We start from the raw sequence: 3536 nt of genomic DNA, 5'->3' as shown, positions 1-3536 counted from the left end.
CTTAAACTATAATTTATATCTCTTATGGAAATATCACCTTCTTTAAAAGAAATATCCTTTTTAAGACAATTGATTTTCCGATATAGTTCTTTCCCATATTTATCATCGATATTGATAATTGCGATCCCGTTATTATCAGTAATATTTTCAAAAAGCTGGAATTTTGTTTGAGCATATTTTTCCATATTTTTATGGAAATCAAGATGTTCATGGGTCAAGTTAGTGAAAACTCCAGCATTATAATGAAGTCCAAAAACACGATCAAGAGCCAGAGCATGAGAAGAAACTTCCATCACTACGAATTCGACTTCAGCCTTAAGCATTTTGAGAAAAATTTTATTAAGATCGATAATATCCGGAGTTGTTCTCTCTGATCGATATTTCTTGCCATTGATTTCGTATCCAAAAGTTCCGATCAAACCTGTTTTTTTATTTTTTGATAAAAGTAGTTTGGAGATCAAGGAAGCAACCGTTGTTTTCCCATTTGTACCGGTTATTCCGATCAATTTCATTTTACTGGTCGGGTCATTAAAAAATAATTTTGCTAAAATGGCAGCAACTTTTCGAGAATTCCTGACTTTTATCTGGGGAATATCCGGATCTATTTTTTTTTGAACGATCAAAAGAGAAGCACCATTTGTTATCGCTTTTGATGCAAAATCATGTCCATCGTTTTCAAATCCGGAAATACAAACAAATACACTATTTTTAGTGACTAATCTGGAATCAGTTTCTATCCTTTCATATTCAGCTTTTACAGGAGAATTTATTTCATCGAAGGATATATTATGCTCATCTAAAAATCCGATAATTTCAAGATAGTTTATTAATTTGCTGTGACCAGGCATTTTTCACCAAAATTTGTTTCATTTCCAGGTGGGATCGATTGTGATTTGATAATTCCTCTACCCTGAACGATCAACTTGATTTTTTTTCTATTGGTTTCGGATAAAGCTCTCCTGATCGTCAGTCCAACCAGATCCGGCATTTTATAATCGATCTTATGCTTGTGTTTTAATTTGGGGACATCAATAATGATCTGCACGATTTCTTTCTGATCAAAAGAAACATCGGGCTTTGGAAATTGATTAATAACTACACCTGATCTATTTTTTTCAATTATATTGAAAAGGATGTTCTTCTTTGCCAGAAGTTCTGAAGCTTGCATTCTATCTAATCCGTTCAGATCAGGCATGACGATATAATTTCTGTCCCGTTCCTTGACATCGACAATGATATCCGTTTGCGGCAGGTTGATAAGTTTATTAACAATATTTCTGAAGGTTGGAACAGCAGATAAAGTTGCATAATAAGAATATGATTCATAATCAGCTTCATCAAATAGGATAACCATCACATATTCGGGTTTATCAACCGGAAAGAATCCGGCAAAAATCGAAGTGTATTTATCTTCGGAATAAACTCCGTTGACAGCTTTTTCTCCAGTACCGGTTTTTCCCGCGATTTCCAGATAATCCATTTTCAGAGATTTTGCAGTTCCGTGATCGACAACTCCCTTTAAAAAATCTTTCAATGTATCCAATGATCTTTTATCTGATATTTTTCTTAAAACTTTTGGTTTGAATGATTGCACGACCTTACCGGAGTCATCTCTGATCTCTTTCAATATATAAGGTTGCAGAATTTTTCCACCATTTGCAAAAGCACAGTATGCTCTCGCTAATTGCAAAGCTGTTACTGAAATTTCCTGACCAAAAGAAATCGAATGTAATGAATAACCTTGCCAGTCTTTCAATTTACGAAAAATTCCGGTTGTTTCTCCATATAGATTTGAACCTGTTTTCTGACCGAAGCCAAGTTCGATCATTCGATCATAAAGGAGTTTACTTCCGATTTTTTCAACGATCCTGCTGATCCCGACATTACTTGAAAGAGCAATAATATCTTTGAAGCTCAAAGTTTTATAATCGTGTTCATGGGCATCTGTAATGATTCTGTTGCCTATACGATAATTCCGACAATTGATCTTATCTTCCGGTTTATAAATATTATTTTCAATTGCCAGTAAAGCGGTAATCGGTTTCATGGTTGAACCGGGTTCAAAAAGAAATGAAACAGGAAGATTTGGTAATGATCGAAGGCTGGCTGCTGATTTATTTTTATCGTTTTTGGAAATTCCTGACATAGCAATTATTTCACCTGTTTCAGCTCCCATGATAATCCCGATGGCATTTTTTGCTTTATATTTTTCCAAACCGATTTTCAGGTTTTCTTCTAATATTTCCTGGAAGTTACAATCGATAGTTAAGATCAGAGAATTTCCATTTACAGCAGCTCGTTTTTTCAAAAACAGGAAAGGTATTTTCTTGTTTTTAGCATCGATGATCTTTTCTTCCCAACCGTAAATTCCCTTCAACTCATTATTATATGTCGATTCGATTCCGGTTATACCTTCGACCGTGTAAATTGACTTTGAGTTTCCCGAATTATCCTGTCTCTTTTTTCTGACCATTCCCAAAAGCCTGACAGCAAGATCATTTTTTGGATATGACCTTTTTAATTTACTGAAATTCTGAACTAATCCTCGAATTCCTTCCTTCTGGAATTCTTTTTTGATCAGAACCAGCCGTGATTCGGTTATATTTTCCGAAATAAAAATACTTGTATTTTGAGGATTTCGGTTGAGTTTCTGCAGAATTTCATTTTTACCAAGATCTGTATTCCTGGAAATAATATCACTTATTTTTTCAAAAACATCAGAAATATTTTTTTCTTTATTTTTCTTACAGTCATGAAAAATAATATTTCTATCAATATCAATTTGGAAATGTTTGATGGAACTTACAAATAGTTCTCCATTTCTGTCATAAATATTTCCCCGATAAGGAATGATTATCTGTTTGGAAGGATTCTGTCTGATATTGATAGTTGTTTGAAAATTAAAAGGATCCATGATCTGGATAATAAATAAATAGGTTATCCATAAAAGTGTAAATAGAGATACAACAATAAGGAAAATGGTAAATCTTGATTTCATGTTCTAAAAAAAATTGCTCACCTCCCGCAGGAAGTGAGCAATTTGCCTGACTACTTTGTTAGCGCTTCTGCGGAGGGAATAATATAGTCTATCAAACAGAAAGTTTCCTTCCTGTTATCGATCTTGATATTGTGGATGTTGCTCGTATCATCCGGATAGAACATATTTAATTTTTCAATTGCTAATTTCTGTATTCTTTCCCGTGAGCATAATTTGCTGTTTATATTGAGATAATTCAAATTAAGGTCTTTTTTGGAATTATAGATCTCGATCAACCTGTTACTTTCCCGCTCATATTTTATGATCTTATGTTTATTATAATAATGGGAAAAAACTGTGGTTAAAAATATTATTAATAAAAGAATAATTTTATATTTCATCAACCTCCCCCTTTTTTTCTGCAATTCTTAATTTTGCACTGCGCGCCATTTTATTACTTTTTATCTCTTCAATTGATGGAACGATCGGCTTTTTGGTAATGATCTTCAAAGTTGATTTTTTATTACAAACACATTTAGGAAAACCCGGTGGACAAATG

The 3536-nt window shown here is 33.3% G+C and carries 4 protein-coding genes; all 4 read right to left on the bottom strand.

Annotated elements, in window-relative coordinates:
• On the bottom strand, nt 1–848 hold an 848-nt coding region (locus ENL20_08755), incomplete at its 3' end, for a UDP-N-acetylmuramoyl-L-alanyl-D-glutamate--2,6-diaminopimelate ligase (protein HHE38646.1).
• Nucleotides 827–2998 carry a PASTA domain-containing protein gene (locus ENL20_08750; GenBank protein HHE38645.1) on the bottom strand — a complete coding sequence of 724 codons (2172 nt, stop codon included), beginning with the start codon at nt 2996–2998 and terminating at the stop codon, nt 827–829. The genes ENL20_08750 and ENL20_08755, both read right to left, overlap by 22 nt.
• A 50-nt stretch (nt 2999–3048) precedes the next feature.
• Nucleotides 3049–3378, bottom strand: a complete 330-nt coding sequence (locus ENL20_08745; protein HHE38644.1) for a hypothetical protein — start codon at nt 3376–3378, stop codon at nt 3049–3051.
• On the bottom strand, nt 3368–3536 hold a 169-nt coding region (gene mraW, locus ENL20_08740), incomplete at its 5' end, for a 16S rRNA (cytosine(1402)-N(4))-methyltransferase (protein HHE38643.1). The genes mraW and ENL20_08745, both read right to left, overlap by 11 nt.

Source organism: Candidatus Cloacimonadota bacterium (assembly GCA_011372345.1).
Classification (GTDB): Bacteria; Cloacimonadota; Cloacimonadia; order Cloacimonadales; family TCS61; genus DRTC01.
This window is presented reverse-complemented; position numbering and strand designations above follow the sequence as displayed.